Source organism: Chitinophaga sp. OAE865, assembly GCF_040546735.1.
Taxonomy (GTDB): Bacteria; Bacteroidota; Bacteroidia; order Chitinophagales; family Chitinophagaceae; genus Chitinophaga; species Chitinophaga polysaccharea_A.
Genome location: NZ_JBEPOF010000001.1, coordinates 4,997,918 through 5,022,296, shown reverse-complemented (window position 1 = coordinate 5,022,296; position 24,379 = coordinate 4,997,918). Strand labels below are relative to the sequence as shown.

The 24,379-nt window shown below is 48.1% G+C and carries 22 protein-coding genes; 9 read left to right on the top strand and 13 right to left on the bottom strand.

Going from position 1 to position 24,379, the window contains the following annotated elements; translation table 11 throughout:
- Window positions 1-9: 9 nt before the first annotated feature.
- Together ABIE50_RS20365 and ABIE50_RS20360 are read left to right on the top strand one after the other, a co-directional pair.
- Complete coding sequence (locus ABIE50_RS20365) at window positions 10-822, top strand: helix-turn-helix domain-containing protein (protein ID WP_209858054.1); 813 nt, start codon at window positions 10-12, stop codon at window positions 820-822.
- A gap of 119 nt (window positions 823-941) precedes the next feature.
- Window positions 942-1,712, top strand: coding sequence for a hypothetical protein (locus tag ABIE50_RS20360; RefSeq protein ID WP_209858053.1), 771 nt, complete (start codon window positions 942-944; stop codon window positions 1,710-1,712).
- Between the two features lie 64 nt (window positions 1,713-1,776).
- Here ABIE50_RS20360 and ABIE50_RS20355 read toward each other — a convergent pair whose 3' ends face one another.
- The 6 genes from ABIE50_RS20355 to ABIE50_RS20330 form a co-directional block, all read right to left on the bottom strand.
- The gene (locus tag ABIE50_RS20355; protein WP_209858052.1) at window positions 1,777-3,210 is read right to left on the bottom strand and encodes a TolC family protein; all 1,434 of its coding nucleotides are present in this window, start codon (window positions 3,208-3,210) and stop codon (window positions 1,777-1,779) included.
- Window positions 3,203-6,370, bottom strand: a complete 3,168-nt coding sequence (locus ABIE50_RS20350; protein ID WP_209858051.1) for an efflux RND transporter permease subunit — start codon at window positions 6,368-6,370, stop codon at window positions 3,203-3,205. Before ABIE50_RS20350 ends, ABIE50_RS20355 begins: the two co-directional genes overlap by 8 nt.
- 28 nt (window positions 6,371-6,398) lie before the next feature.
- The gene (locus ABIE50_RS20345) at window positions 6,399-7,481 is read right to left on the bottom strand and encodes an efflux RND transporter periplasmic adaptor subunit (protein ID WP_209858050.1); all 1,083 of its coding nucleotides are present in this window, start codon (window positions 7,479-7,481) and stop codon (window positions 6,399-6,401) included.
- Window positions 7,482-7,658: 177 nt separating this feature from the next.
- Window positions 7,659-8,045, bottom strand: a complete 387-nt coding sequence (locus tag ABIE50_RS20340; protein ID WP_209858049.1) for a hypothetical protein — start codon at window positions 8,043-8,045, stop codon at window positions 7,659-7,661.
- A gap of 432 nt (window positions 8,046-8,477) precedes the next feature.
- Window positions 8,478-8,615 carry an acyl carrier protein gene (locus ABIE50_RS20335; RefSeq protein WP_209858047.1) on the bottom strand — a complete coding sequence of 46 codons (138 nt, stop codon included), beginning with the start codon at window positions 8,613-8,615 and terminating at the stop codon, window positions 8,478-8,480.
- 8 nt (window positions 8,616-8,623) lie between these two features.
- The gene (locus tag ABIE50_RS20330) at window positions 8,624-8,992 is read right to left on the bottom strand and encodes a winged helix-turn-helix transcriptional regulator (protein ID WP_142687319.1); all 369 of its coding nucleotides are present in this window, start codon (window positions 8,990-8,992) and stop codon (window positions 8,624-8,626) included.
- Between the two features lie 132 nt (window positions 8,993-9,124).
- Between ABIE50_RS20330 and ABIE50_RS20325 the strand changes: the two genes are divergently transcribed.
- Window positions 9,125-9,877: an SDR family NAD(P)-dependent oxidoreductase gene (locus tag ABIE50_RS20325; protein ID WP_209858046.1), complete on the top strand. Its 753-nt coding sequence runs from the start codon at window positions 9,125-9,127 to the stop codon at window positions 9,875-9,877.
- A 2-nt stretch (window positions 9,878-9,879) separates the two neighbouring features.
- Here the strand turns inward: ABIE50_RS20325 and ABIE50_RS20320 are convergent, their stop codons facing one another.
- Entirely contained in the window at window positions 9,880-10,179 is a 300-nt protein-coding gene (locus ABIE50_RS20320) for a hypothetical protein (RefSeq protein ID WP_209858045.1), read from the bottom strand.
- A gap of 87 nt (window positions 10,180-10,266) precedes the next feature.
- On the opposite strand from ABIE50_RS20320, the gene ABIE50_RS20315 reads away from it, so the two are divergent.
- The 6 genes from ABIE50_RS20315 (at window position 10,267) to ABIE50_RS20290 (ending at window position 13,290) form a co-directional block, all read left to right on the top strand.
- Entirely contained in the window at window positions 10,267-10,659 is a 393-nt protein-coding gene (locus ABIE50_RS20315) for a hypothetical protein (protein WP_209858044.1), read from the top strand.
- Between the two features lie 160 nt (window positions 10,660-10,819).
- On the top strand, window positions 10,820-11,290 hold the full coding sequence (locus ABIE50_RS20310) for a DinB family protein (RefSeq protein ID WP_209858043.1): 471 nt from the start codon (window positions 10,820-10,822) through the stop codon (window positions 11,288-11,290).
- Window position 11,291: 1 nt separating this feature from the next.
- The gene (locus ABIE50_RS20305; RefSeq protein ID WP_209858042.1) at window positions 11,292-11,753 is read left to right on the top strand and encodes an SRPBCC family protein; all 462 of its coding nucleotides are present in this window, start codon (window positions 11,292-11,294) and stop codon (window positions 11,751-11,753) included.
- A 266-nt stretch (window positions 11,754-12,019) separates the two neighbouring features.
- Window positions 12,020-12,340 (top strand): ArsR/SmtB family transcription factor, encoded by a 321-nt coding sequence (locus tag ABIE50_RS20300; protein ID WP_209858041.1) that lies wholly within the window; start codon window positions 12,020-12,022, stop codon window positions 12,338-12,340.
- Window positions 12,337-12,840: an SRPBCC family protein gene (locus ABIE50_RS20295; RefSeq protein ID WP_209858040.1), complete on the top strand. Its 504-nt coding sequence runs from the start codon at window positions 12,337-12,339 to the stop codon at window positions 12,838-12,840. The genes ABIE50_RS20300 and ABIE50_RS20295 overlap by 4 nt, the downstream gene beginning before the upstream one ends.
- Before the next feature lie 72 nt (window positions 12,841-12,912).
- Complete coding sequence (locus tag ABIE50_RS20290) at window positions 12,913-13,290, top strand: DoxX family protein (RefSeq protein WP_142687311.1); 378 nt, start codon at window positions 12,913-12,915, stop codon at window positions 13,288-13,290.
- A 98-nt stretch (window positions 13,291-13,388) separates the two neighbouring features.
- Here ABIE50_RS20290 and ABIE50_RS20285 read toward each other — a convergent pair whose 3' ends face one another.
- From ABIE50_RS20285 to ABIE50_RS20260, 6 genes are all read right to left on the bottom strand, one after another.
- Window positions 13,389-17,465, bottom strand: coding sequence for a glycoside hydrolase family 2 protein (locus ABIE50_RS20285; protein WP_209858039.1), 4,077 nt, complete (start codon window positions 17,463-17,465; stop codon window positions 13,389-13,391).
- A gap of 82 nt (window positions 17,466-17,547) precedes the next feature.
- Window positions 17,548-18,684: a FecR family protein gene (locus ABIE50_RS20280; protein WP_209858038.1), complete on the bottom strand. Its 1,137-nt coding sequence runs from the start codon at window positions 18,682-18,684 to the stop codon at window positions 17,548-17,550.
- A gap of 41 nt (window positions 18,685-18,725) precedes the next feature.
- Complete coding sequence (locus tag ABIE50_RS20275; protein ID WP_209858037.1) at window positions 18,726-19,265, bottom strand: sigma-70 family RNA polymerase sigma factor; 540 nt, start codon at window positions 19,263-19,265, stop codon at window positions 18,726-18,728.
- Window positions 19,266-19,351: 86 nt separating this feature from the next.
- Entirely contained in the window at window positions 19,352-20,605 is a 1,254-nt protein-coding gene (locus ABIE50_RS20270; RefSeq protein ID WP_209858036.1) for an SGNH/GDSL hydrolase family protein, read from the bottom strand.
- 9 nt (window positions 20,606-20,614) lie between these two features.
- A complete protein-coding gene (locus ABIE50_RS20265; protein WP_209858035.1) occupies window positions 20,615-22,012 on the bottom strand; it encodes an alpha-L-fucosidase in 1,398 nt (465 codons plus the stop codon).
- A 119-nt stretch (window positions 22,013-22,131) separates the two neighbouring features.
- Window positions 22,132-24,366 carry a glycosyl hydrolase family 28-related protein gene (locus ABIE50_RS20260; RefSeq protein ID WP_209858034.1) on the bottom strand — a complete coding sequence of 745 codons (2,235 nt, stop codon included), beginning with the start codon at window positions 24,364-24,366 and terminating at the stop codon, window positions 22,132-22,134.
- Window positions 24,367-24,379 lie beyond the last annotated feature (13 nt).

The window sequence follows — 24,379 nt, the reverse complement described above, 5'->3', positions numbered from 1 at the left end:
CGTGCGCACATGGAATTTCAGACAAAATACATAACGCCCGATATTAAGCTGTCGACCTACACCGGCAGGCTTTTCAGAACCGAAGTGGTATTTGAGCACCATATGCTGGTGTGGTTCATTTCAGGAGAAACGAAGATCGTACTGGCCGATAATACGCATGTGTTTAATGCAGGCGATATTTTCCTGATACCGCGCAATCAGCTGGCTACTGTGATCAATTATCCGAAAGACGGGAAGCCACATCAATCTGTGGCCATGCACCTTACGCCGGAACGGTTGAAGGACTTTTACCGGAGGAACCAGCCATCGCCCGGCAGGCCATCGCCCCTGCAAAGCATACGGATCTTTGATAAGCATCCTTTACTGGAAAGCTGCTTTGCCTCCCTGATCCCTTACTTTGAGCTGGAAACCGGCCTGCCGGAAAGTATCGCGGCGCTTAAAACAGAAGAAGCCATTACCATCCTGAGAACCATCGACAAAAATATGGATAGCCTGCTGGCCGATTTTGAAGAGCCGGGCAAAATAAATCTCACAGATTTTATGCAGCGCAATTATATGTTCAATATGCCGCTGGAGAAATTCGGTTATCTCACAGGCCGTAGCCTGGCCACTTTCAGGCGGGATTTTAAAAAGGCCTTTAATACCACGCCACAAAAATGGCTTACACAAAAAAGACTGGAACTGGCATATTACCAGCTTACAGAAAAGCAGCGTAAACCCATAGATGTGTTTGTGGAAGCAGGCTTTGAAAACCTTTCCCATTTTTCATATGCATTCAAAAAACATTTCGGGCATGCGCCCACTGGGCTCAATGTAAAGTAAACTGCCATTCATCTTTTCAAGTGCTGTCAAAAAAATACGTATTGAAGGAGATATGAAAAAGCCTGCTTATTTTGCGCAGCAGTTATATGGTGTTAACCTCAGCAACAACAAATATGGGAATGATTTTACTACGTATCACCGGTTACGGATGGGTGGCAATAGCATTTGTAGTTTTATCGGTATTGATGGCCGTAAAAATATTAAAACGGAATAACCGCAATGGCAATATCGGTTGCATCAGCATTGGTTATGTATCGCTGGTGGTGTTTTGCCTGCTCAGCTTATCATCAGTGCTGGGAGGCTTCCTGGGCGAATTTGTGATCAATTCGTTTACGCTGCCACGTTATAAGGGAAAAGTAGTGAGCATCTCTTCTTACCAGTCCCGCGACAGCAAAACAAACCGCACCACTACCATGTATAAATCGACCGTGGCCTTTACATTAAAAAATGGCAGGCCGGTAGAAGTTGAAACAGACGTGTCCTCTTCAGGTAAAAGGGAAATAGGGGAAGTGGTTACTGTTGGCTATGAGCCCGGCATGGATCGTGCGGAGGAATTTTCCGGAGGCAAATACCTGCTGATTGGAGGCGCTGCGGTAATGCTATTGGTGATGGGTTATTTTGTTGTGGGTGGTATCCTGTATTCCATGAATTTAACGATGGAGTGGTACTTTGCTTTGGGGATGAAGCTGTTGTTGTATTTTATTCTTCCTTTGGGAATGTTGTTCATGTTTGGGGCATTGGGTTATGCACTGGTACAATATTTTATGGGTCTCCGGCCGGATATGCCCGGATGGGCTGTGGCTGTATGTGGCTTTTTCTGCCTGGTATTATTTTTTGCCATGATAGGCTATGTGCGTATGCTGGGAGAAAGGACACAGGGTATACGTTAACCAAACACTTTTAAAATAAAAGAGCCGGTTCATAGCCGGCTCTTTTATTTATCTTATTACCTTATTACTTCCAGCCACCGCCAAGGTCACGGTAAATATTCACCACGGCATTCAGCTGTTCTTTTTTTGTTTCTATCAGCTCCAGCTTCTTTTCCAGCGCATCCCGCTGTGTCATCAATACTTCGAAGTAATCAGCCCTGGCTGATTTGAACAGATCATTCGCAATATTAATGGACCTTGTCAGGGCGTCCACCTGTTTTGATTTCAGGTTATAGCTCTGTTCAAGATTGCTGATATTGGAAAGCTGGTTCGACACTTCAAAGTAAGCATTCAGGATAGTCCGCTCATAATTGTACATAGCCTGCAACTGGCGTGCATTGGCGCTGTTGAACTCCGCTTTAATGGCGTTCCGGTTAATGAGCGGCCCTGCCAGGTCGCCAGCCAGGGAATACAGCAGCGATTCAGGCAGTTTAAACAGGTAGGAGGGCTTGAATGCCTGGAATCCAAGTCCGGCTGAAATACCAAACGATGGATAGAATTCCGCCCGGGCTACCTTTACATCCAGCTTTGCGGCAGCCAGGTCCAGTTCCGCTTTTTTAATATCCGGGCGGTTGCCCATTAACTGTGAGGGAATACCCGCGCTTACCTGTGGAGGCAAAGCGTCCAGGAAATTACCTTTGTCGCGCGGGATCTCCTGTGGATACCGGCCCAGCAGGAAGTTGATCCTGTTTTCCGTTTCTTTGATCTTCTGGCGGATATCAAATTCCAGGCTTTGGGAGTTTAACACTTCCGCTTCAAATTTCTGCACTGCCAGTTCGGTTGCCCTGGTGGCTTCTTTCTGGATCTTTACAATTTCAAGCGCATTTTTTTGCAGATCGATATTTTGTTTTACGATCACCAGCTGGTTATCCAATGCCAGTAGTTCGTAATAGGAATTGGCTACTTCTGCCACCAGGTTGGTGAGCACAAAGTTCCTGCCTTCTATGGAAGACAGGTACCTGGCTACTGCGGCTTTTTTAGCATTGTGCAGTTTTTTCCAGATATCAATTTCCCAGTTGGCATTCACGCCAATGATATAATCTCCCAGCGGATCCGGCATTTCTTTACCGGGAGTAATTTCGGTAGAGGCATCGCCGGCGCCCTGGCTGGTATACCTTCCTACTTTCTCTACACCGGCGCCTGCCCTGGCTGTAACAACCGGTAGCAATGCGGCATGCCTGGAACGGATATCATTTCTTGCAATTTCAATTTCCTGTAAGGTCACCATCAGCTCCTGGTTATTCTTCACAGCGGTATCCAGCAGGCTTACCAGGTTTGGATCCGTAAAAAATTTCCGCCACTCAATGGCTGATATATTGCCGGTAGAATCGCCGGTATTACCGAAAGACGCGGGCACCGTATTTCCTGCCGTGGGCATTACCGCCGGCACCTTGCAGCTGGCAATGGCCAGGCAGGCGCTCAGCAGGCCAATGCCGCTATGTATCCTGAATTTATACATTGTGATCAATTTCTTCTGTTAAAGGATTCTCTTCTTCATCTTTCACCAGCGCATGCCCTTCTGCCAGCTTGCCAAATATGTAATACAGCCCTGGTATGATCAGCACCCCGAAAACGGTTCCGAAAAGCATACCCCCGGCGGCGGCAGTACCAATGGTACGGTTGCCCAGCCGGCCAGGGCCGGTGGCCACCACCAACGGGATCAGCCCGGCTATAAATGCGAAGGAGGTCATCAGGATAGGCCGGAACCTCACCTTGGCGCCTTCCATGGCGGCTTTCAGCACGGTTGACCCCGAGCTGTGTTTCTGTACCGCAAATTCTACTATCAGTACGGCGTTCTTGCCCAGCAAGCCAATCAGCATTACCATGGCTACCTGCGCATAGATATTATTTTCCAGTCCCAATACTTTCAGCAGGAAGAATGCGCCGAAAATACCAGGCGGCAATGAAAGGATCACCGCCAGCGGCAGGATAAAGCTCTCATATTGCGCCGCCAGGATCAGGTATACGAAACCAAGACAGATCAGGAAGATATAGATGGCCTGGTTGCCCTGTGCTACCTCATCTTTTGAAATACCTGCCCAGTCGATCCCAAACCCTCTGGGCAAACTCTTCTGCGCTACTTCGCTGATCACCTTAATAGCTTCGCCACTACTGTAACCGGGAGCCGCAGCCCCGCTGATCTCCGATGCGTTGTACATGTTGTGCCGGGTGATTTCCGAGAGTCCATATACTTTTTCCATCTTCATAAAATCAGAAAACGGCACCATTTCATCATGGTCATTTTTCACATATAATTTAAGAATGTCATCCGGCAGGGCCCTGTACTGCGGCGATGCCTGCACGATCACTTTATATTGCCGGTCGAATTTGATGAAGCTGATCTCGTAGTTGCTTCCCACCAGCGTGGAGAGCGTGTTCATGGCATTATCGATGCTCACGCCTTTTTGTTGTGCAAGGTCATTATCGATCCTCAGCATATACTGCGGGAAGCTGGCGCTGTAAAAAGTGAATACCGACGACAGCTCTTTCCGTCTACTCAGCTCTTTCACAAAGTCCCTGCTCACCGTTTCCATTTTTTTATAGTCGCCCGACCCTGCCTTATCCAGCAGACGCAGCTCGAAACCGCCGGCAGCGCCATAACCAGGTACGGCCGGGGGCTGGAAGAACTCAATAGTTGCACCGGTGATGTCTTTGGATTTTTCTTCCAGCTCATTGATGATCTCCTGTACAGAATGTTTCCTGTCTTCCCAGCTTTTCAGGTTAATAAGGCAGGTACCAGAGTTGGAGCCTGTACCTTCTGTAAGGATTTCATAACCTGCCAGGGAAGAAACGGATTGCACACCTTCCACGCCTTCTGCAATTTTCTGCAGCTTTTCTGCTACCTGGTTGGTTCTCTCCAACGACGATCCTGGCGGGGTCTGGATAATGGCATAGAACATCCCCTGGTCTTCATTGGGGATGAAGCCCGAAGGCACCGTTTTATTCATGAACCATATACCGGCGCAGAAAGCCGCCAGTACGCCAAAGGTGATGGCCCTGCGGTTAACGATGGCGCCCAGTATTTTCTGGTACTTTCCTGATGTTCGGTTAAAGGAGTTATTAAAGCCTGCCAGGAATTTATCCAGCGCGTTTTGCTTTTTAGGGTTCCCGTGCGTGTTCTTCAGGATCATGGCGCAAAGCGCTGGTGTAAGCGTGAGCGCTACCACACCCGAAAGGATAATAGCAGTTGCCATGGTGATGGAAAACTGCCGGTAGAATATACCAACGGGGCCGGACATGAAGGCTACCGGTATAAACACCGCTGCCATCAGGAAGGTAATGGCAATGATAGCTCCGGCAATTTCATGCATCGCTTTTTTGGTTGCCTTTAGCGGCGAAAGATGTTCCTCTTCCATTTTGGCGTGCACCGCTTCAATCACCACGATGGCATCATCCACTACTACACCAATGGCCAGTACCAATGCGAAGAGGGTGATGAGGTTCAGCGTAATGCCCAGGAACTGCATGAATACAAACGTCCCGATCAGCGATACCGGCACCGCCATGGCCGGAATGATGGTAGAGCGCCAGTCGCCCAGGAACAGGAAAACCACCAAACCTACCAGTACAAAGGCTTCCACCAGGGTATGGATCACTTTCTCAATAGAAGCGTCGAGGAATTTGGATACATCATAACTGATTTCATAATCCATTCCTTTTGGAAAGGAGTTGGCTTTGATCTCTTTCATCTTCGCTTTCACATCCCTGATCACCTGGCTGGCATTACTTCCATACGATTGCTTCAGTACGATGGCCGCAGAAGGTTTACCATTCAGGTTGGAATAGATATCGTACATGGAGCTTCCGAACTCCACGTCTGCTACGTCTTTCAGGCGCAATATCTCACCGTTTGGGCTTGAACGGAGGATCACGTTTTCGTATCCTTCCTTGTTTGTGAACCTCCCGGGATATTTTAATACATATTCAAACGTCTGGGACCTTTTACCGGAGCTTTCGCCGGTTTTACCGGGAGAGGCTTCCAGGCTTTGTTCTCCCAGCGCTTTCATCACTTCGTCGGCAGAGATCTTGTAGGCCAGCATACGATCCGGTTTCAACCAGATCCTCATGGCATATTCGCGGTTACCGAGGATATCGGCGAAGCCAACCCCATCTACTCTTTTTAATTCCGATAAGATGTTGATGTCTGCGAAATTGAAAAGGAATTTCTGATCGGTTTGCGGATCATCGCTGTAAAGGTTGATGTACATGAGCATGTTAGATTCCTCGCGGGTAATCTTAACACCTTCACGTACTACGAGTGGCGGCAGTTTGTTCACCACGGAGGCCACGCGGTTTTGTACGTTTAATGAGGCCTGGTTCGGATCGGTACCGAGATTGAAAACCACCTGCAGGGAGGCTTCTCCATCGTTACCTGCATCAGAGGCGATGTATTTCATTCCCGGAACGCCGTTGATGGCTCTCTCCAGCGGAATGATCACTGATTTGATCATTAACTCACCGTTGGCTCCGGGATATTCTGCCGTTACATTTACTTTTGGCGGCGAGATGGACGGAAACTGTGTAACAGGTAATTGTGATATAGCCAGTATTCCGAGGAAAACGATAATAAGCGATATTACGATGGACAGAACCGGTCGCTGTATAAATTTATTAAGCATGGCACTAGGCTGGTTTGGACTTGAACGACTATTCCGCTTTTAATCGCAGATGGGAAATCACTTCGGCTGGTTTTTGGTAATCGTAATTGATTTTGTCATTGTCTTTTACCTTCTGTACACCTTCAAGTACTATCTTGTCGGTTTCTGAAAGGCCGTTTTCAACCACATACATATCAGGCATCTGGCCACGGATGGCGATGTTCCTGGATCTTACCTTGTTGTTATTGTCCACCACGAAAACATACAGTTTGTCCTGTATTTCGTAGGTAGCTTTTTGTGGGATAACCAGCGCATTTTTAAGCGGGATGGTCATCAGCACCTTGCCGGTTTCACCGTTTTTCAACAGTTTGTCCGGGTTAGGGAATCTGGCCCTGAAGGCAATGTTGCCTGTTTCGTTGTTGAATTCACTTTCAATGGTTTCCACATCGCCTTTATACTGAAGCGGTTGGTTATTGGCCAGCAGCAGGCTTACTTTGTTGTCGCCCCGGCTTTTGGCATTGGTGGCATAGTCGAGGTATTCCGGTTCAGACACGTTGAAGTAAGCGAACATCTGGCTGTTGTCTGAAAGGCTGGTCAGCAGCCCGCCTTCATCGATAACGCTTCCCAGTTTGAACGGGATACGGTCAATAGTGCCATCAAACGGCGCCCTGATTTCGGTGAACGACAGGTGCAGCTTTGCAAGTGCCATTTCAGCTTTTGCCTGGTCCAGCTTGGCCTGGGCCACTGCCTGTTCGTTTTTGGAAACGATGTTTTTGTCTACCAGGGTCTTGGTGTTCTGCAGCTCTATTTCGGCTGCTTTTACTTCTGCTTCTGCCTTCTGGAGCTCTGCCTCAAACATTTTCGGCATGATCCTGAACAGCAGCTGACCGGCTTTTACGAACTGGCCCTCATCCACGTAAATGTTCTGGAGGTAACCTCTTTCCTGTACCCTGATTTCGATGTTCCGTACAGATTTTATCTGTGAAACATATTCGTTGGTAAACGAAGTATCGATCCTTATCGGGCTGGTAACGGTAAATTTGCCGGCTTCTTCTTTTACTTCTTCTTTTGGTTTACAGCTTGTGTAGCACAATACAACAAACAAGCCCGCAAACATGACAATTCTGTTCATGATATTAAATGGATATTAAAGCGATGGTATGTTTGTAAGGCAGGGATGCCTATGGACAATAAGCGGGATCAGTTGCCAGGATAACGCCTGAACTGTGATGCAGGAGAAAAGTAATATCAAATACACACCCGCCAGGCACGCATGGTCATATTCCCGGTAACTGATACAGGTGAATGATCAGATCCTTAAAACGCTATGTGTAATGTATATATCGGAAAGATAGCCCCAGAAGGGTGGAGGGGCTTTATGGCATTTGTGGAGATAGCTTAAATCGTCCGGGCTGATGAGCGTCAGGTAATAGCTGGTAAGCAACCTGTATTTCCTGGCAGAAAAATTATTAACATCTTCCTCATCCAAATCTTCACTGATCAGACAATCTTCTTCGAGATCAGGACTGTTTACGGTAGAATAATCCTGGTTGGTATCCAGGAATTTAATGCGGTGCTGGTGTTGAAGATTTTTAAGCGGAGAGTCCGGGTTGTTATGATGAGCTGAGGTCAAAGCATAGCCCTCCCCCCTGAGCAGGAGGAAACAAAGATATGCGAAAAATACAGCTACTCTCATTTGGGGGCCAAAAGTAATAAAAGTTTGATAGTAAATGAAAAAAAGCTACCCCTGGCTTGTGAAGAAACTGTTATTTTTTGGGTGTGGGCGATTTTATTGTATATATTGAAATAAGATAATGTATGTAGATAAGGGGTTAATCGATGCCAAAATCGCCTGTAAAGGATTTAGTGGGAGTGATGTTGTAGTAGTCGACCCCTGTTTTATCTGAAGTAATACCCATCACGATAACATATATTTCGTATTTACTTTTGATATTAGTGGAGTTTGTAAGCGTTCGGAAATTGTGCGCGCATATAACATTGATGAACCGTCCGGCGGAAATAGTTTTCCAGTCGTAACCCCTGGGCGGCGCAAAGATGCCCGTTTTTTGTATTGGGCCGGGGAATCTTTAGCTGCAAATAATCTTCCAGGGCTGGCCAGGTTTTGTGATCATGTAATAGCCAGGTGCTTTGCTATTACATCGGTCATATCCTGTACCGTAAAAATTGTTTCCGCTTCCGCATCAGGGATCCCGATACCGAAATGTTTCTCAAAAGTCACCAGCAGTTCCACGCTGTCCAGTCCCATAATGTTTGTTAGTTTGCTTCTTTTGTAATCAGCTTCCGGTGTTTGCCTCCCCATTCGCTCAGTTGCTTGAAGATAGGGCCAAATTCTGCCGCCATTTCCGTAAGCTCATATTCCACCCGCGGAGGCACTTCTGCGTACACGGTCCGTTTCACCAGCCCGTCTTGTTCCATTGCTCGCAGCTGCAGGGTTAACATGCGCTCGGTGATGTAGCAAAATTCTTTCTTCAGTTCGCTGAACCGCATTTTTTTCTTTTCCAGTTTACTCAGGATCAGTATTTTCCATCTGCCCCCGATCTTATTTACAGCGTAGGTAAGGTCGCATTCAATAATGATGTTTTCATTGCGGGTATATGTTGAGTTTTTCTTCCTGGTTGCCATTACTTACATGTTTGTTAGTACCGTACAATTGGTTGTATAACCTATAAAATTAGATGCTGCCCGTTACTTTTACAAAGAAATTTTAAAAGCGCCCAGGCGCATTATTTATTCATCTTTATTAAGATAAAAAGTATGGATCTGTATCTGAAAGAAAAAACAGCAGTAGTAACAGGCGCCAGCCAGGGGATTGGCCGCGCCATTGTAAGGGAACTGGCTATTGAAGGCGTAAAGGTGCTGGCAGTTGCAAGGAATGAAGGTTTGTTGAATAGTTTGAAAGCAGAAGTGGTAGCCGCAGGGGGAGTGGAGCCGGTAACGCTGATCCAGGATTTTGTGGCGCCCGACGGACCGCAGAAAATTGCAGCAGCGGCGCTATCCGCCCTGGGGCATGTAGATATTCTTATTAATAATGCAGGCCGTAGCCGTCCTGTGGAAGTGGTTGGACCGGAAGAGCCCTGGAAAGAATCCATGACCCTGGATTTTGAGCGCCACCGGCAGCTCACACAGGAATTACTGCCTCATTTTATGGAACGAAAAGAGGGCGTTATCCTGAACCTGACCAGTACTTATGAATTACGGACCCTGAATGTTTCGGCAGTGGCCAAAGCGGCGGTAGTGGCCTGGTCCAAACAGCTGGCGGGACAACTGGGGCGTTATGGAATCAGGGTCAACTGCCTGCAGCCCGGCCTTATTGATACGGAAAATATCCGTCCTTATTTTCAGGGCGATGAGCGCCGGAAGTTTGCTGAACGCGAAATTCCGCTGGGAGATTTTGGAGAACCGCAGGACATGGCCAATATGGCGGCATTCCTGGTATCGCCCCGTGCGCGGTATGTTACCGGCAGCGTTGCCACTGTTGACGGAGGTATGCGTTACCATCCGTTCTGATCTTATTCTTCATCAAATTCCGGATCAGGTACCTCAATAGTTTCAGTAAACCATATATGGATCACTCTTAAATTGCCGATGATATCTGAGTATTGTGAGCGAAGCAGCGGGAATAGTTCAGGCGGCGCTTCATCACTTATATAGCAGGTATTAAATTGCTCCAACGGTATGTTCAGTTTACCTGCTATCTGTGCATGAGTGACGATCACATTGCTTTCTGCTGCTTTTTTTTTCAGCTGCTGTACGGTGCCGCGAAAGGTTTCCTTCTGGCCGGATGATTCTTCCATGAGTTTCTCTTCCATTATTGTGTAAGTTTAAGTGATTAAAGCTATTTAATTTTTGTGACCGGATCCCTCTCAACTGCGTCTAAAGTTTAATTAAATTCACGGATGAAATACCAGATCGGGAATATCCCGTTATTGAAAAAAATACTTTGGGCCGATTGCCTGTTGGGAGGTGGTACCGCTATCATAGGTTTGTTGTGGCACCGGTGGTTGGCTGTTTTCTTAGGTTTACCGGCGAATGTGATTATTGTTATTGCAGGAGTAACGATGGCATATTCTTTAACGGCGTTAAGCCTGGCGGTTCAAAGCCGGCCGTCTGCCGGAAGACTGCGGATATTGATATATGCAAACTGGTTGTGGATGGTGGTGAGTATAGGGTTGCTGATTTACTGGATTCGCGGTACAACGCTGCTGGGATCAACATTTCTGGTACTGCAGGTGCTGGTGGTGGGCATACTGGCTTACCTGGAGGGGAGGCATATTCAACGGCGCCGTTGAATATACAGGAAAAGGAACGAGGTATTATTCTTCCTGCAAATCGCCGGGTCTGAATTTGCTGCAGCCCGTGATACGCCGGCTGTGTCATTGATGTAGTGGTGTTAATGAAGGAAGATGTATTGTAAAAAATCCGGAAAGCAAACAAACAATTGGACGCACTATGAACTCAGTCAAACAATTATCAAAGCATTTCAGGGATGTTCATTTCGGAGGGAACTGGACCAGCGTAAACCTGAAAGACACATTAGCGGATGTAGATTATAAACAGGCCACCACAAAGGTACAGGACCTGAATACGATCGCCGTTCTTGTTTTTCATATCAACTACTATGTGGGCGCTATCCTGAATGTATTGCGGGGTAATCCTTTAAATGCGCATGATAAATTCAGTTTTGACCTGGGGCCAATATCTTCCGAAGAAGAGTGGCAGGATTTGGTAACCAGGTGTTTTGCAGAAGCAGAACAACTGGCTGCAGCGATTGATGATCTGGATGATGCCATACTATTCAGGGACTTCGCAGATCCGAAATACGGAAGCTATTACCGGAACCTGCTGGGGGTTATTGAGCATACACATTACCACCTGGGGCAGATTTCCCTGATAAAGAAAATGACCAGGCTAAATTCATAAAATGGAAGAGGTCATAGGTAAACAGATAAGCATCAACGCCCCGGTTGCCCGGGTATGGCACGCGATCACAGATGTTGGTTTGATGACAGCATGGATGGGAGGGCCTGAACTGGAGCTGGAAGTAGCAACCACCTGGGTAGTGGGAGCCCCGATTGTGATCAGCGGGTTTCATCATGCCAGGTTTGAAAATAAAGGTACCGTACTGGAGTATCTACCGGAGCAGGTTGTTAGCTATAATTTTCTAAGCTCCATATCCAGGTTACCTGATAGCGCAGAGAACTATTCAATTATCCGCTTTATGTTTGAACCGCAGGGGGAACAAACTTTGTTGTCATTAACCATCACTAATTTTCCTACCGCAACTATATACCATCATCTGAATTTCTATTGGAATACTACGATGGTAATGATAAAGAAAATGATAGAAGGTATGATGCAGGATAACCCCTGTGTAACCGGTTAACGTTCATCAGACTTACCACCGGGCCTGCCGGTAACTTAGTACCTGAAAGCCATTGTTGCAGCCCACTAATGCCGCACTTCCAACTTTTTTATTAACGGAGCCCTTGCCGCAGGAATAAATGCTTTGTGCTCATAATTAACGAGTTGCAAAGGGTTAATTCCCTTTTTCTTTTAGCTCTGATGCCCTCTCCGGAAAAAAATATTTTGCGCAACCGATTAGTTGCTTATATTTGCAACTGAACGGTTGCGAAAGTAAAAATAAGACAAATGAGAAGAGATGTTTTCCAGGCCATTGCCGACCCGACACGGCGGGCCATTATATTGCTGATTGCATCGCAGGCAATGACGCCAAATGCTATTGCCGAACATTTCGACATTACCAGGCAGGCGGTATCAAAGCATTTGCGGATATTAACGGAATGCCAGCTGGTAAAACAGGAACAGGCAGGCAGGGAAATTTTTTACCAGCTGGATGGTACCAAAATACAGGAAATAGATAAATGGCTGGAGGAGTTCAAAAAAATATGGGAGAGTCGTTTTAATGAACTTGACAAAGTACTGTTAACACTTAAAAACAATAAGCAATGAGTAAGAACTTAGCGTTTGATTTTTCCGTAAACAAGGAAAACAAAACCATCACTGTAAAAAGAGAATTTGCAGCGGCACTTCCTTTAGTATGGGACGCCTATACGAAAAGCGAGATCCTGGATCAATGGTGGGCGCCAAAGCCCTGGAAAGCCAGAACAAAAACAATGGACTTCAGGGAAGGCGGATCCTGGCACTACGCAATGGTAGGCCCGGAAGGAGAAGAACATTGGGCACTGGCAAATTATAAAAGCATCGAGGATCAAAAGAAATTTATGGTTGTTGATGCTTTTACTGATGAAGCCGGAAATCCCAATACAAACATGCCCCAATCGCAGTGGGAAGTGAGCTTTACCGGCAAAGGAGATATAACACTGGTAGAATCAGTGATCACTTATCCCGACCTGGCCCAGCTTGAGGCAACCATAAAGATGGGTTTCAAAGAAGGTCTGACAATGGGAATGGAAAACCTGGACGAACTGCTCCCAACGTTGAAAAAATAAGACAACCGTCTTTACCTTTTATTGTTATACAACAAATAAAAATGAAATGTATATTTACGGTAAATCAACACTATGAAAAACAAAATTCTATTTGTAGTCAGTCTTCTGTTCGGACTTATGTTCATCAACGCCGGGTTGAATAAATTTTTCAATTACATGCCGGTACCAAAGGATATGCCCGAAAGTTTGGTAAAGTTAATGACTGCCTTTATGCAGATAAGCTGGCTGATGCCGCTCGTTGGAGCTATTGAAATAATAGGCGGCGTACTTTTCATCACTAATAAGTTCAGGGCGCTTGGCGCTATCGTTATTCTCCCGGTAATGGTGGGAATAGTTTTAACCAACCTTATTTATTCACCGTCCGGGTTGCCTATAGCGCTGGTATTGCTGGCGATTAATATCTGGGTGATCATTGAAAACCGGAAAAAGTATCTTCCGATGGTAAGTTAAAACAACAGGTTCGCCTGATAAATGAAAAAGCCTTCAGATCATCATTGGATCTGAAGGCTTTTTGTTAAGGGCATCTGGATGGCCTGCAATGGTGTTTCCTACCAGTATGTAAATTGATAAGGATCAAAAAACTTATAGGCCACCGGGTAAAAACTCCCCTGATCCGTTGCACCGGTTGACGGTTCACCTGCTCCGGGATATGCTATATTGGCCCAGAAGCCAAATCCACCTTTGCCGGAGGCCACTTTGAGGGTGAGGATATTTTCACCTGCAGAAAGAGAAATGGGCAGTATAAATTCGTTTTCCCTTTTCTGATGGTTGGCATCTACACGCAGGATAGATCTCCCGTTCAGCCATACTTCCATCCAATAGTCGACGCCTATACGAAGAATAGCTTTCTGTGCCAGCGGGCTGCTCACACTTTTAGTTACATACGCAACCGCATTATCATCTATGCCACCGAAAGCTCTGGCAAGGTCCACAAAGCCGTTGTTACCGGCATCCACTGTTTGCCGCCAGTCCAATACTTTACCCTCTTCCGTTTTATAGGTAAGATTGGGATTTTCAGCGCCGGCAATGGCATCCTGCTCACCGGGAAAAATAGTAGCCAGCGCTTTTATTCCCCCGGATGTATTTACTGTAAAAGGGCCCAGCACTTTCCAGGAGCTGAGTGTATGGAACGAAACCGGGCGGTTAACCCTGCCAAGTTTGAATGCAGCAGCAACGGAAGAAGCGGCGCCAAGGTTGGTAAGCAGCTGCGCGATCAGCTGGTGCATGCGGATCACGCTTAACTGGATGGCTTCCTGCTTTTCAGGGGAAGCTGCATAACGGCCGGCCAGTTGATCCGGGGTAAGTTGCAGGTAGATGCTTTTACCTTTCCCGGTGTTTTTTACTGAAAGAAGCCCATCGCATATTGTTGAAGAAGTAAATGCGGTAACCTGTAATGCATCCCGCCACCGTAGCAGGTTAGGGCCGATGGCCCGGAGTAGCGGGATGGCTTCCCCGGCGTGTGCCTGTATCATGGTTTTAGTTGCGGTAGTTAATCCGTGCGTGGTTAAAAAAGAGGAGGTTTGCGGAAGATAAAATGCGATGCCTCCGGCGGTAACAAAAGTGTTGAGCTGCGTGGGCGTGGTTACCTGGCCGGGGCCTAACACCCATATTGCATTACCGGTTGCGGGGCCTTCCCGGAAGGAAATGCCTGTGCTGATCAGCAGTTCCCTGCCGCTGTTGTTGCCGGTATAATATACTTCCCGTAATCCGGGCAACGGTTGTTGTTGTGAGGTAAACAGGTTTTTTGCCAGCAGGGTGGCAGCAGGATCCGTACCAATGCGGCCGGTAAGGTCCAGTGAACAGAACGTGATTTTGCCTTTGCCATACCGCCATTCCAGCAATGGGCTGTATGCCATATCAAATTCTGTTTGCAGGATGGGCGTGAAACCCGCTACCTCAGGGGTTTTAAGTGCGACTGAAGCAACGGCGTGCCGATTGGTCCATTTCGGTGCATGCTGTGTATCGTAGCTTTTTGCCGGCTTTCCTTCGGGCAGAAGATCGGGGCTGCCCCGCCAATTGACCAGGTCCGTTGGCTGTAACCCCGTGAGGATCGGGCTTTCCCGGTCACGGATAAAGGTATAGCGCGGCATGGTGGCTGTAGTTTCAAAGCCCATTCCTTCCCATACTGCGGGTTGCTGTTCCAGTATCACCACGCGCAATCCTGCCGCCAGGTCCTTTTCGGTATAAGGGAGGGAATCGCCCGGTTGCAGGGCTTCGCGGCCTATCACCAGTATGTTGCTGGGGGAAATGTGGTTGCCCTTTTCCAGGAGTGAATAGGATATGCCCAGTCGTTTCAGTAAAGCAGCTGATTTCCCTGCGGGATCATAAAGTAATACCGGCGCTTTTACAACGGCTGCTGCAGGCCTTGGGAAAACTGTCAGCGGAAAAGTATCGTTGGGTGCGCCGGTAACGGTAAGCACCAGTTGCATGTCTGTTCTGCTGCTAACATTGGGCGCCTTCAGGGAAATCGGGAATAGCTTTATTTCACCGCCCTTTACAGTCAGCTGCATGCTTCCCTGTTGAAATATCTTGCTTCCCTGTTTGAGCATCCATTTTGCTTCCGGTGCTATCTGGTGCGGACCATCCCATACAACGGCTATTTGTTTTTCAAAAGATTCACCGGCGAAAAAGATATGTGTTTTATCAGTATGCACCGGCGATCCGGCGAGATAAACAAGCAATGGCTGATTGGCCTGTTTGAAAATATCGTAGCGGGGACTGGCCCAGGCGGGCTTGCCGGTTAGCGGGGCAGTAAGCGATTTATAACGTTGGGTAAAGCTTTTAAGTTTTTCTCCATTAGGATTGCCATAGCCTTCCAGCAGCCAGTACAGCCAGCCTCCGTTGATGCCCCAGGTACGCCAGGCACGGTTGGTATTGCGGGTAAATAATTCCTGGAAGCGCCAGAAACCGGGATATTGCTGAAAGTCCATCTGCTCCCAGGTGGCGCTGCCGGCGCTCATGCTTTTTTCTATCGTTTGGCGTAATCCCTTTTCTCCTTCCGTGGTATAGGCGGCATCGCCAAGGTACATGGATAAATATTCCGTGAGCAGGAACTGTTTTCCTTTCCAGAAGTTGTTCCAGTAGGGAGGCCCGAACTCGACAGCCGAGTAGGGCATATTCCCTTCCCTGGCCCAGGCCATCGGCCATTCTTCCCTTTCCTGCAAGGGTACAAAATTCAGGTATACGTTGGCGGAGGAGAGGTCGCCCACACTGCCATCGGCATGGGCAAACACCAACCGGGTGGGATCTTCCTTTTTCACAATGGAGCAAGCCAGGTCTATTACTTTACCCTGTGTGGAATAAACGGAATCGCGTTTGCCCATCCTGGAGGGATCGATATTTGATTTTGGATTGGCACTGTTCATGGCAATTACCCAGGCAAGTATGCTGGGATGATTGCGGTAATGACGGGTAAAGTAGGCAGTTTCCCGCTGGTAGTCGCCCTGCAGCTTTGGATCATGCAGCAGTTTATCGCGTATTACGGAAACGGAAGGCCCTGGCACTGTGCAGCCCATTCCCGTCCGGTCCATTTCATTGAGCATGTCTTCATTGAGGAGTGGGGTTTCAGCATCGTTTAGCCACCACAGTTTGTGATGAGGCTGGAACTGCCCTACGTTGTAGCCCATCAGCCGGTAAAGCGACAAGCCATACTGATTGGCGCCGTAAACATCTGTAAGCCGCCAGCGGGAGAGGTGGCCGTTCATAAAAAGCTGGTTGCCGGCTGTCCATATTTCCCTGAACCCGAAAGTTACATCGGGGTAGCGGCAAAGTGTCTGGCGGCCCTGCCTTAGCACTACCCTGGCTTTGTAGAGGTATGGGCTGTCCAGTTCCCAACAGGTGGGATTGGGCCAGCCGGCGGTTATACGGTACACCTGTTTTCCATTCGCCAGCTGCAGCCCTTTTTTGGAAAGGGTGAGCACCGTGGCATTGTTTTGATCAGTTATCTCTGCCTGCACATCATAAGTACCGCTGCTGTTTGCTGCTTCTACCGTTACTTCGAGGGTAAGGGATTTCTTCCTGAAAGAAGTAATATAAAACACATCCGTAATGGCCTGCTGCGCCCGTGCAATTATAGTAACAGGCGCCGTGATGCCCATTGGCCAATCAGCCACAGGCAGGATGTTCCCGCTGCCGTGCCTCGACTGATAACGAAGCGGGTCTTCTGCAAAATTCCGGGAGATACCGTTATAATCCCTGGTAATAAAAACACGAAGCGTGTTTTCCTGTCCGTAACGAAGGAAAGAGCCCAGGTTTATTTCACCACCGGGCCGGAGCAGTTCTCCTGCACGTTGGTGATTGATAAAGATGACGGCATCACCTTCTATTCGTCTGAAGTCTGCGATCACATTTTTCTGCTGCCACCCGGCCGGGATGTTTATTTGTTGTTCATACCATAGGCTGTTCACTTTTTCCTGTGGCGTATCGGCCCAGGCGCTGTTCTTCCCGGTGGTGATCCTTCTCCAGTCCACAGCAGCAACGTCGCCCCATTTGCTGCTATCGGGAGCAATAGCCTGCGATAGTGCAGGCTGTACCTTCCAGGGGCCGTTCAGGTGAATGGTGTCCTGGGCATGGCCTGTAAAGGTGATCAGAAGAGCGATGAAAGAGGCTTTGATACGATTGTTCAAAATAGTAAAACTTAAGTGCTGAATATACAACGCATCTTTAGGACTTAAATTCTACGGATATGGGTGAATGGTAATAAATGAATTATTTCAGGTGCAGTACATTATCCTTGTAATAAGATTGAACACCGGAGGAAATAGCAATATTGGTAAGAAATACATCCAGTGGTTTGCGTTTATCGATGGCGCCCGATAATGTTTCGCTGGCAAGGGCCGGGTTATCGAATATAACCGGCACTTCAAACCAGCGGGTGATGATCACTGCAATATTGCTTAATTTTTCATCGCGGAAGTGGGTGGTGCCGTTCATCCACGACAGGGTATTGTATGTATCAAAGGAAGTGGTGGTGAATTTTCCATCTCCATATACCGACTGGTAACCGGGGGATAATTTTACCTTAACCTCCTTTCTGCTGCATATTACTGCGCCATCTACAAGAGAAGTGGTCACACTGGCCGGCTCATAGGCATTGATGTTAAAAGAGGTACCCAGTACTTCTACGGTTGTTTCCCCGGCATGCACAATAAAAGGCTGTTGCTCATTTTTTGCTACTTTGAAATAGGCTTCGCCAGATAGGTATACCTCCCGGCTGGCGCCTCCGAAAGAATACGGGAAACGCAGGCTGGACAATGAGTTTAGCCATACTTCCGTTCCGTCTTTCAGCACTATTTTATAATCCAGTTTTCCCGGTACCATCAGCGTGGCCCATTCACCGGCGGCATCTCCCTGTGCGGTATAGGTAAGACTGTTTCCATTGGTTACCAGTTTCACGGAACCAGCCGTAATGGTGTTACTGGCCGAAGAGTTTAAGGGAATATCTTTCCCGTTCGATAACCGTAGCAGCAGCTTGTTTTGGGCGAGTGGTAAAGGCGGTTGCCCCGGTGAAGCATTTCCTGAGGAAAAATACCATCCCCCGCCGGCAATTGCCAACAGCAATATAACGGCTGCGGCTACACGCCATAACGGGAATATTTTTGAATGCCCAGGCTGATGAGGTTGCAATTGAGGCTTCACCCGGTTCCAGCCCTGCGTTTCATCAATACCGGCCATGAAGCGCCTGCTTTTTTCATTGTCCAGTTCCAGCCGGATACTATCCCACATATCAGCAATGGCCGCATCATTTTTAATGGCAGCGGTCACCAGCCGGTCATCTTCTTCACTGATAGATCCGGTCACTTTTTCAAAAAGTAGTGCTCTTATATGTTCTCTGTTTACTTCCATCTGTACCTTAAAGACGATTTTTGCGCAAAAACGGGTGATCCCTATTTATAACCCGCAAACTTTTTTTGTAAGATTTTTAGCGCCAGCTTGAGATGTGTTTTAACGGAGTTAATGGTGATACCCATCTCTTCCGCTGCTTCCTTATATTTTTTATCTTCCAGGTAAACGAGGCTGAAAGCCCTTAAACGCTGGTTGGGAAGCTCATTGAGGAGAAGATCTATCTGTTGTGCGGTTTCTTTATTCTCGACAATATTTTCACTGATCTTATCTTCCAGTGTATTGGCATACGCATGAAATCTTTTGTGCTCATTTTTCCCTTTCTCGATAAAGCTGAGGCATTTATTACGGATAGCAGTGTGGAGATATGATTTAACGGAGTAGGTAATGTTAAGATACAGTTGTTTATCCCATATTTCGATGAAAAGGGATTGTACCTGATCTTCCGCTTCTGTTTCATCTTTTAGCAGATAGTAAGCGTCAACATTCAGTGATTTATAGTATTTCTTAAATAATTGTTCATACGCTTTTATATCGCCCTCCTTGAGTTGATGCAATAAAAGCCTGTCATCATTATCATTCATGAAGAGATACTTATTAACGTGGTAAAAATCTCTATAACGTGTATTTAAAGTTAATATCTCTTTATCAGTTTCCGTGATTTATTTTTTTATTTTGTAAGGCTGCCCAATAGCAGTAACCAGCCTGCATAGCAGGCATTTTCGTTATATTTTTCCAGGTCGCCGGGCTGGTTATCGCCTGCTTTCAGGATACTCATTTTATCTAACTTTTTAGCTGATACTTCGAGTTGGATGGTATGTGGCCCGGGATCCAGCAGGGGAAGGAAAAAGTAATGGGAACGATAGTACACCGCGTGACGGTCGAAGCGGGGATATAGTTTGGCCGGCTGTCCATCTGTCACTGCCTCATACCCGCCGCAGCCGGGGCCTACCAGGTCGTACAAACCTGCCAGGCGCCCGTTGAATTTTATCTGCAGCGATGATCCGGGTTGTGTGGATTTAACAAGCGATGGAAAGCGTTGGCGAAACTGGATTGCCACGGAGTCGTTACTGTTGGAAAGATCGGTCCACTGCCCGGTCCGGGGCAGGTCTTTCACCGCGATCAGCTGTGCATCTTCCCAGTTATCTTTGGTATAGGGAGCAATAAGGGGATGTTTAAGCGGGTGATTATTATTCCTCAGCTGCTGCATGGCGCGTACCAGCGCTTCGGTGTACAGGCGGTGACCTGTAGTGGTGTTGGGATGGACGTTGTCGCCGGAGAAAACAAGTTTATCTGGGTACTGATCCTGTTTGCCCTGGAATACCAGTTTGCCTTCCTTCAGGAGCGCTAATACCTGCATGCCCAGTTGAACGGAAGGAATGCCGTAGTGCTCTGCAATATGCTCCATTGCCAGCATCGTTGGCCATAGCTGGCCCTGCTGCAGCACCGGCAGCATGTTGCCGGCAACAGTGTACACAAAGCAAATGTCGGTCGACGGATTGGCTTTCCATATCTGCCGTACAATTCCTTCCATGGTTTGATGTACATACGGGCCGCCGTCATTCACGGCAAATTCCACGAATACCAGGTCGGGTTGCTGTGCCAGCACATCGCGGCGCAGCCGGAAAACGCCGAGGTCGGAGCCGGTACCGCCTACGCCGGCGTTGACCTGTTTTATTTGCGCCTGCGGGTATTGCTGTTGAAACCATTTCACAGACTGGTCGCGCCAGCCACCGGGAGCTGCGGTAATACTGCCGCCAAAGTAGGCGATAGTGACCGGGCCACCGGATGTCAGCCTTGCAAAAAAGTTGGGCAGGCCCTGGCGGATGCGGTACTCCTGCATGGAATTAAGCGGATCTGTTTGCGCATGCAGGGAGAGCGATAATAAAAAAAGGAACGCAACACTTGTCAATCTTAACGGCATATCTGTAAGTTAATTTATTTTAAAAACCCATACGGCTTCCCCGGCCAGCTGCTCGCGCGCTGCTTCAGGAATGCGGATTATGATGGAGTCGCCTGTTTGCTGCCATGCCAGTGGTTTCTTCACCCCCAGCAAAGTGATACCGGCTTTGCGGCTTATCCCTTTCAACGGAAGGCTTATTGTAGCCGGTAAGGTATTTTCTTTTTCTTCCGGGAGATAAGAAAGATAACGGGCTTTTTCACTTTCTGTAAAAGCCCATTTATCCTGGCGGTAAGGAGGAACAGGTTTGGTATTGTAAATAGATTCACTGTTTGTTTTCATCCATTTGCCTATATCGGCTAACCGCTGGTAGGCTTCTGCATGCCAGTCGCCATCAGGGCCCGGCCCGATATTAAGCAGCAGGTTCCCGTTTTTGGCAACAATGTCTACCAGCATTTGTATCAGCTGTCGCGATGGCTTATAGTTTTCTTTTACTATGTACGACCAGGAGCGGCCCAGCGTCATGCATGTTTCCCACGGAACGGGGATATAGTGGGCGGGAATTTTCTGTTCCGGTGTGAGATAGTTCACATATTCCGGCGCACCGTGCCGGTCTACCACAATCAGGCCTGGCTGGTGTTTGCGCGCCATTGTTACAATAGGCCCCATGGGGATGCCAGCCCAGCTGCCATCCAGCCAGAGGAGGTCCAGCGGACCATAGTTGCTCATCAGCTCTTCGATCTGGTTATACGTGAAATCGCAGAACCGTTGCCAGCGTTCGGGATATAATTTTTTATCATAGCTCTGGTGCCGGTCTTTCGGGGGAAAATAAGACCACCAGTAATCTTCCGAGTGCCAGTCTGGTTTTGAGAAATAGGCGCCTGCCATAAAATCTTTTTTACGGAAGGCGTTGAAAATTTCCAGGGAAATATTGCTGCGTGGATTGGATGAAAAAGGTGTTCGGGCGCTGGTGATCTTATAGTCGGTGTACTTTGTATCAAACATGCAGAACCCGTCGTGGTGCTTGGTTGTAAACACTACGTAGCGCATCCCGGCTGCTTTTGCGGCATCGGCCCATTTATCGGGGTTAAAGTGAACGGGGTTGAAAGTGGTTTGCAGTTTTTCATATGCCTGTTTGTATTGAAACCAGTTGGCAGCATAGGGGCCTGTACGTTTGGTAAATGGATAGTCTTCCGGGGAGAGCGACCATGATTCCACAATACCCCACTGGCTGTAGGTTCCCCAATGCATAAACAGGCCAAACTTCAGTTCCTGCCAATGTGATAATTTAGTTTTTACCAGTTCATCGGTGGGCGCTGCATATGTCTTCTCAGGATCATATGCCTGTGTACCCTGGCTGCTGGCGGATAACTGGCTGCTGCACCAAAAAATGACTAACAGTGTATTCCGGATAATTGATTGCTTCCCCATTATTGTTTTCTTTTTTCCTGCAGGCTGGTATAAATGTTATAGACAGGTTTCTGCATAAAAACGGGTGAACGCCCGGAAAATTATCCGCCACAGGCAATGTAAGCCTGTGGCAGATGATTTTAATAGGTGATGGTATAGGGTATAGTGACGCTATTGCCGGTACCTGGCTTTAGGAGCAGGTTAATGGTAAAACCGTTGATAGTTCTGTTACTGATATAGGGTGTGATGATGGGCGGCATTGGCGTGCCGGCATCCACTATAGGAAGCCCCAGGGAGATGACCGCTGTAGCAGGCAATAAGAAGTTGGCTGCACTGATGAGCGTAACATCGCTGCTCTGGAAGCTGGAGGCGGTAACATCAGCAGAGGTAGCCGTATCACTGATGGTAACGCTGCCGGTGAAGCTGGTGGCTTTTTCCACGCGCACGGATCTCAGGGCGATGTTATCCCACAGCGGCTGGTTGGCATTGTCGCGGAACCAGGCGGAGAAGTCTGCCACCGGCATGGTGGAAGGAATGGCAAAACCGGTTACCACGTACTGTTTATCTTCATTGAGCGGGATGTTACTGAAATCCCATCTCCCTAACAAATTAGTACCACCGCTGGCGGAGCACTGCATGCTAAACCTGCCTGCGGAAGCGCCTGCTGTCAGCCGGCGCAATACTACTGTTGCTTTCATGGGAGTGTTGTAGGGCGGGGCATTGTCGTACCTTATTTTTATGCACGACTGGTTATCGCTGATACTACCGGGATCCACTGTTGCTTTAAAGAATCCCCAGGCGGCGCCGAATCTTTCCGTAGAGCCGTTGGCGTTAATGAACTGGTTATCTTTCACACCCCTGGGATCTCCTATGATATATACATCGTTATTGGTTTCGCGGTAGCGTTTTAAAGGGAAGGGGCCGGTGTTTTCCTTTACAAAATTCCATGTGATGGTTCCGTCGCTGATACCATTGCCGTTGCCGGTGGGGCCTCCCGCGGCATCAGAGACCCCGGCAGTGACAACGATATAAACATTCAACCCGTTCTGCACGGTTAGCCCGGTTGTATAAGCAGTAGCAGGTTTCCAGCCGGCATACTCTGAATAATACGAGGTAGTGTAATCATTGCTTTGCACATCCAGCCGCTGGAAGTCGGTACCGGAGGTGGCCAGCCCGGTATTGCCGGCATTGGTGATCACGATCGGGTTATCTTTAAAAGAAACGCCCCTGGCCACGATGCGTGTAAACATGCCGGCTTCCACCAGGATACCGTATTGGGCCCGGCCGTTGTTGGCGCCGGTAGCGGCGGCGGTATTATATACAGCGCCCCGTTCCAGCAGGAGGTCCGAACGGAAAGGCGACTGGGTGCCATCTTTATGCATCCATATCAGTGCTTTGGCAGCGGCGCCGGTGCTGCTGCCGTTGTTTACTTCCAGCGCGGTGTCGCGGATGATCAGGCCGCCGTCTGTATCGATCATCACGCTGTTGGCGTCTGGTGAAATGATGAGAGGCTCCGATGTTTCAATTAAATTCCTGCCGCCTATATAGGAGCCTGTTTTCCCTGCCCTGGTTTGCCTGGTATAAATGGCTGCCACTGGCGGATTACCATTGTTATAAATACCCTGCTGCGTGGTTACATTGATGATGCGGTTCATAAAACACCCGATAAGTTTTATGCCTATCCTGCCGCCGCGGAACAGGCACCGGTCCATAGTGCCGAGATACACAGGTTCCCACCATACACATGTTTGCATAGGATCTGCGATCTCCTTTAACCGTATATCTACATTTTGTAAGGTGGGGCGGTAGCAGTTGGAATAGTTGGTGCTGTAATACCGGATACCGGTGAGGGCTTCGCCGCAATTGAGGGTGAGGTTCCTGATAGTGGGACCTGTAGCGCCGGTGGTGGCGTCGAAGTTAAGGCAATGGATGTTTCCGGCAGCGGTGGTAAAGTCCAGGATGGTAGGCGTGGGAGAGTCTACAATGCCGTAATCGCCCTGCTCACCGGTGTAAGTTTGCCCTGTTTTAAGATTGATCTGTGCAGTTATTTTGTAATTGCCTTTGGGGAAATAAATGATCCTGCCCGTGGCGGCGGTGTCTATACATTTCTGAATGGCCAGGGTATCATCCGTGGAGGCGTTGCCTTTTGCGCCAAACCATTTTACATTAAAAAGATTGGTGTCTGCACGCAGCCATCTGCCCAGGCCGGCCACTACGATGATGGTGCCGCGGTTGTCGCCGGTGGTATTGCCGGGTTGCCAGTAAAACTCTCCGCCGCCACCGTCGCCCGGCGTGTAATACCCCAACAGGTTGCAAAGTTCATTGGCAGTGGTGCCTGCTGTGATTTCTAAAGCTGAAATGTTTGTGATAGTCATAGTTATAAGGGTT

What these genes read in the sequence shown, in the direction of transcription:
- ABIE50_RS20365 (WP_209858054.1), top strand. Translation starts at nt 10, where the DNA reads ATGGAATTTCAGACAAAATACATAACGCCCGATATTAAGCTGTCGACC.
- ABIE50_RS20360 (WP_209858053.1), top strand. Translation starts at nt 942, where the DNA reads ATGATTTTACTACGTATCACCGGTTACGGATGGGTGGCAATAGCATTT.
- ABIE50_RS20355 (WP_209858052.1), bottom strand. Translation starts at nt 3,210, where the DNA reads ATGTATAAATTCAGGATACATAGCGGCATTGGCCTGCTGAGCGCCTGC.
- ABIE50_RS20350 (WP_209858051.1), bottom strand. Translation starts at nt 6,370, where the DNA reads ATGCTTAATAAATTTATACAGCGACCGGTTCTGTCCATCGTAATATCG.
- ABIE50_RS20345 (WP_209858050.1), bottom strand. Translation starts at nt 7,481, where the DNA reads ATGAACAGAATTGTCATGTTTGCGGGCTTGTTTGTTGTATTGTGCTAC.
- ABIE50_RS20340 (WP_209858049.1), bottom strand. Translation starts at nt 8,045, where the DNA reads ATGAGAGTAGCTGTATTTTTCGCATATCTTTGTTTCCTCCTGCTCAGG.
- ABIE50_RS20335 (WP_209858047.1), bottom strand. Translation starts at nt 8,615, where the DNA reads ATGGGACTGGACAGCGTGGAACTGCTGGTGACTTTTGAGAAACATTTC.
- ABIE50_RS20330 (WP_142687319.1), bottom strand. Translation starts at nt 8,992, where the DNA reads ATGGCAACCAGGAAGAAAAACTCAACATATACCCGCAATGAAAACATC.
- ABIE50_RS20325 (WP_209858046.1), top strand. Translation starts at nt 9,125, where the DNA reads ATGGATCTGTATCTGAAAGAAAAAACAGCAGTAGTAACAGGCGCCAGC.
- ABIE50_RS20320 (WP_209858045.1), bottom strand. Translation starts at nt 10,179, where the DNA reads ATGGAAGAGAAACTCATGGAAGAATCATCCGGCCAGAAGGAAACCTTT.
- ABIE50_RS20315 (WP_209858044.1), top strand. Translation starts at nt 10,267, where the DNA reads ATGAAATACCAGATCGGGAATATCCCGTTATTGAAAAAAATACTTTGG.
- ABIE50_RS20310 (WP_209858043.1), top strand. Translation starts at nt 10,820, where the DNA reads ATGAACTCAGTCAAACAATTATCAAAGCATTTCAGGGATGTTCATTTC.
- ABIE50_RS20305 (WP_209858042.1), top strand. Translation starts at nt 11,292, where the DNA reads ATGGAAGAGGTCATAGGTAAACAGATAAGCATCAACGCCCCGGTTGCC.
- ABIE50_RS20300 (WP_209858041.1), top strand. Translation starts at nt 12,020, where the DNA reads ATGAGAAGAGATGTTTTCCAGGCCATTGCCGACCCGACACGGCGGGCC.
- ABIE50_RS20295 (WP_209858040.1), top strand. Translation starts at nt 12,337, where the DNA reads ATGAGTAAGAACTTAGCGTTTGATTTTTCCGTAAACAAGGAAAACAAA.
- ABIE50_RS20290 (WP_142687311.1), top strand. Translation starts at nt 12,913, where the DNA reads ATGAAAAACAAAATTCTATTTGTAGTCAGTCTTCTGTTCGGACTTATG.
- ABIE50_RS20280 (WP_209858038.1), bottom strand. Translation starts at nt 18,684, where the DNA reads ATGGAAGTAAACAGAGAACATATAAGAGCACTACTTTTTGAAAAAGTG.
- ABIE50_RS20275 (WP_209858037.1), bottom strand. Translation starts at nt 19,265, where the DNA reads ATGAATGATAATGATGACAGGCTTTTATTGCATCAACTCAAGGAGGGC.
- ABIE50_RS20270 (WP_209858036.1), bottom strand. Translation starts at nt 20,605, where the DNA reads ATGCCGTTAAGATTGACAAGTGTTGCGTTCCTTTTTTTATTATCGCTC.
- ABIE50_RS20265 (WP_209858035.1), bottom strand. Translation starts at nt 22,012, where the DNA reads ATGGGGAAGCAATCAATTATCCGGAATACACTGTTAGTCATTTTTTGG.
- ABIE50_RS20260 (WP_209858034.1), bottom strand. Translation starts at nt 24,366, where the DNA reads ATGACTATCACAAACATTTCAGCTTTAGAAATCACAGCAGGCACCACT.